The following is a 4055-nucleotide window of genomic DNA, read 5'->3' as shown; positions in this document are numbered from 1 at the left end:
AATAAGATAATTATTGACCAATGTATTAATGTGATGGAGACTTTGGAAGTAGTAGAATATATTGATTTAGGTCATATGGTAGACACGATAAGTTACTGGACGATTGATAAGTCATTCAGAAAGAAAATAGCATATACTATTGGAGAATTTATAAATGATAAAATTTGTAATTTAACAATTATTGGTAATAATATAGATGTTTGGGAAAAGTTAGTTGATTTATTATCGGGTAAATTCATTGAAAAACTCAAAAATACTATTGATATAGATCAAGATTTAACAGATTTTTCTGAAAAGTTTGCTAATTTATTATTTTCTAATGGGAGAATAAGAAAAAAATTGTATGTGTTAGCTAAAATCCCAGTAAATAAACAATTACGGCGTGTATTATTTAAATTTCTAATCCAACATCAGGAACTTTTACCAAATAGCAGAAATGATGAAAGTGAGCTTTTAGTTCAAGTTATTGCTGAACTTTGGGATTCAGATAAAAATTGGATTATAAATAATCAATCTCAACGTAGGGGTTTAATAGCATTGCTGGGTCAATTACAAGAAATTGACGCTGTAGGTGCAAGAAGACTATCAGATGAAATAGCTGATTTTTTAATACACCATCCTAATTAAACAACTCAAGAATATATACTAATATTATTATCAATGAAGTTGGATTTTAGATCGACCTTAAACATCCAATCCAAAATCCAAAATTATCCCTCAACTTCCTCCTAATTAAACCACCTGAAACAACCTACAAACACCAAGAATCACCACCAACAAATCCCTACCATCAGCACCCCTCTTAATAGACATCTCCAAATCCAAAATCATAGTCACCGCCCTAGCCAAAGCATTGATACTTGTATTCGCTACCTCCTGACGCAAATAATAAACCCGACGAGGATTACTGATATTACACAATTGAGCTAATTCACCATCCTTCTTCACCCCAGAAACCATCGCAGACTTCACCCATAACCAAGTTCTAAACTGCGTTAAAATAGTGCTGACAATCACCATTAAAGGTTGAGAACGAGACAGTAAATCATCCAACAATTGCAAAACTTCATGGCTTTTTCCTTCACGCATAGCCGCAGCCAATTGTAGGCTATTCTGAGTTTGACATGGCACTAACTCCTGTACCTCCCCAAGCTCCAATTTTCTACCCTGAGCATAGATAGACAGTTTGCGTAACTCAGAAGCAGCACGGGTCATATCATTACCAATAGCTTGTGCTAAATATGTCACCGCCTCCTCTGACAACAGCAGTTTAATTTTCTTAGCTGTAACAGCATTATCCGTGGTGTTCGTGTAGAGTCTTGCAGCAAGGGAAACTATCGCCTGTTCAATCAAATCGTGCCGCCAAGGTGGTATCAATGCAAACTCCAACAACTTCCCATACTTGACCAGATGTTTGTAGACCTTCAGCCGCTTATCCACATTATTAGCCACAAACACCAAAATAGTTGAATCAGGCACTTGCACCAACTGTTGCAAAGTTTCTAACTCCGTATCACCCCACTGCTTGAGGTGGCAATTTTCCACAATTACCAGTTTTTTACCATCAGTCAGGGAACGAGTACGAGCTACACTCAAAGCCTTATCAAGCTGACCATCTGAAAATCGGTGATAGCATAGAGTCAGCCATTGGCAATCAATCTCTGCTTTGTACTGGTTTAGCTGTGACTGAATCGCGTGTTGGTCATCACCAGTGAGTAAGACTATCATGCTTTCACCCTCCCATTATGACTGTGATTGCTTGTCTTAATCAACACAGTTAGAGGTTTTGGACTTTGGGTAGCTCGTTGCAACATCTTAGCGATCGCCTCTTTACCATTCTCAAACTTTTTCTGATAAGCTGGTGTCACCTCTAAAATTGCCTTAGACCCTTGCAATTTCACCAAATGACCATGAGCCAACAGCTTTTGATGATTTGGTTTAGCCTTATCCATCACCTGCTGCCAAATTTGCGCCAAATTAGCTGTATTATCGGTATTAAGTAGGTCGGTAGTATTAGCAGTATTACTTACAACTGTTGGTAACAAACTATCCTCACCCCCATTTCCAGGTTTCTCACTTCTCTTGTTGATGGTGTACGTGCCGAATGTAGGTAACAATCTGTTATCATGCCCTTGTTTCACATTGGTTTTCGTTGTTCCCACAGGCAATAAACCAGGCAGCAAATTGAGTAAACAAACCTCCAGCCACACGCCCGCATTTACCGTATACCGCAGATAATTTTCCGCTTTCTGTAACTCTGCTAAAGACAAATTCAGACTCTCAAAATTCCAGTGTTTAGCAAACGTTTTGAGTTGGGCATAACTGACACAACCAGTCAGCAAAGCTTGTTCCTTCGGTGCAGATTTGATAATTAATAAATCACGGTATGTTTGCAGTAAGTTTGAGATAATCAATTTGGGCGTTTTCCCAGAGTCTACCAATTCTCTTGCGACTTGCAGCAAGTTAAACGTGTTGTTGGTGGAGATAGCCTGTAAAATAGCGATTAACTCTGCTTCTGTCACACCTCCAGCAATTTCCATGACATGATGGGCAGCGATATCTGTATGCAAAAGACTAGCTTGACCGAGTAATTGCAACGCATCTCGTAAACCACCATCACTGAGTCGAGCGATCGCACTCAATGCCTCTTCATTAATAGAAATAGATTCCGCATCTGCTATAATACGGAGATGCTGCACAATAGTTTTAATGGATAAAGTGCGGAAATTAAACACCTGACAACGGCTGATAATAGTAGGTAAAACCTTATGCTGTTCTGTAGTGCAGAGAATGAAAACTACATGAGGTGGTGGTTCTTCAATACATTTGAGTAAAGCATTGAAGGCGTTACCGGTTAAACAGTGACATTCATCAAGAATAAAAATTCGATAACGTCCTGCCACTGGTGCTAAAGTACAGCGTTCAATTAAAGCACGAGCATCATCCACACCATTATTAGAAGCAGCATCAATTTCACTTACATCTAGACTATTGCTAGTTTCAATTGAACGACAAGATTGACAAATTCCACAAGGTTTATCAGTTGGTTTTTTGCTATTTAGACAATTGAGAGATTTAGCAAATATGCGTGCAGAGGAAGTTTTACCAGTACCTCTAGAACCTGTGAACAAATAAGCTGGGGCAATTTGTGAGTGTTTGACAGCATTAGTCAAAGCAGTTTTGATGTATGGTTGTCCAACTAATTCTGCTAAAGTTTGGGGACGATATTTTTGATGTAAGGCGACTGTAGACATAGGATTTATTCATCTTAATTCGTCGCCCTTGCCCCTGTTAAGGGGATAGGATATTAGTTGAAATTTATAGATGTTTTTAGATTAATGATGCACAGAAAAAAAGTTGATAAAGTTGTTTTGTTAACTAATATAATTTAACATCTTTTTGTTATAAATCAACACAAAAATGAATCTTATATGAAATTTTAGCTGACAACATATAGCAATCCTAAATGATATGTGAGAGTTCAATACACCTCAAATGTCTATAAAATAAGGATTTTTCTCTCAGTATTTTCTAACATTTGGGGTAGGATTGCTATAGTAAAAATAATTCGTACAGAATTGATACAATCAGGACTAGAGAACTTTTAACATAAAAAAAGTTTCAATAATGGACAATTAACAATGAATAATTGACAATGACCTCTCCCTTAAAGTCAGAGGATTGAAAAAGCGGATTTTTTGGGTTTTTCCCCATTGAAAGGGAAGGTTTTAACCCTTGAATTAAACAATTAATTGTCAATTGTCAATTATCAATTGATAAAATCTTTTCGCATAAATCTGTGTTAAGTACCCAGGCAAAATTAATTGCACATAGTTATTGAAACAAAAATCTTTGTAAACCTTACCTGTTCCCTGTTCCCTGTTCCCTCTCCTAACTATGAAATTTATTTTGCACGACTACTTAATAAAATTTGTAACTCATTTACCTCAAATCGGCTGTATTATTTAAACCTAATTAAACTTAATCAACTGTACTGATGAAGAAGTTTAACAAAGAATTTGACAATTGTAAGTATTCAGCTATCAGTAATCAGC

3 protein-coding genes are annotated in these 4055 nt (G+C 36.7%); 1 reads left to right on the top strand and 2 read right to left on the bottom strand.

The annotated features are described in order from the left end of the window. On the top strand, positions 1-627 hold a 627-nt coding region (locus A0J48_RS25960; protein WP_234301173.1), incomplete at its 5' end, for a hypothetical protein. A gap of 105 nt (positions 628-732) precedes the next feature. Here A0J48_RS25960 and holA read toward each other — a convergent pair. Together holA and dnaX are read right to left on the bottom strand one after the other, a co-directional pair. After that, positions 733-1728 carry a DNA polymerase III subunit delta gene (gene holA, locus A0J48_RS25955; protein WP_200327457.1) on the bottom strand — a complete coding sequence of 332 codons (996 nt, stop codon included), beginning with the start codon at positions 1726-1728 and terminating at the stop codon, positions 733-735. Then, complete coding sequence (gene dnaX, locus A0J48_RS25950) at positions 1725-3254, bottom strand: DNA polymerase III subunit gamma/tau (RefSeq protein ID WP_200327456.1); 1530 nt, start codon at positions 3252-3254, stop codon at positions 1725-1727. The genes holA and dnaX overlap by 4 nt, the downstream gene beginning before the upstream one ends. Positions 3255-4055: the final 801 nt, after the last annotated feature.

It is taken from the genome of Sphaerospermopsis aphanizomenoides BCCUSP55 (genome assembly GCF_001586785.1).
Taxonomy (GTDB): Bacteria; Cyanobacteriota; Cyanobacteriia; order Cyanobacteriales; family Nostocaceae; genus Sphaerospermopsis_A; species Sphaerospermopsis_A aphanizomenoides_A.
This window is presented reverse-complemented; position numbering and strand designations above follow the sequence as displayed.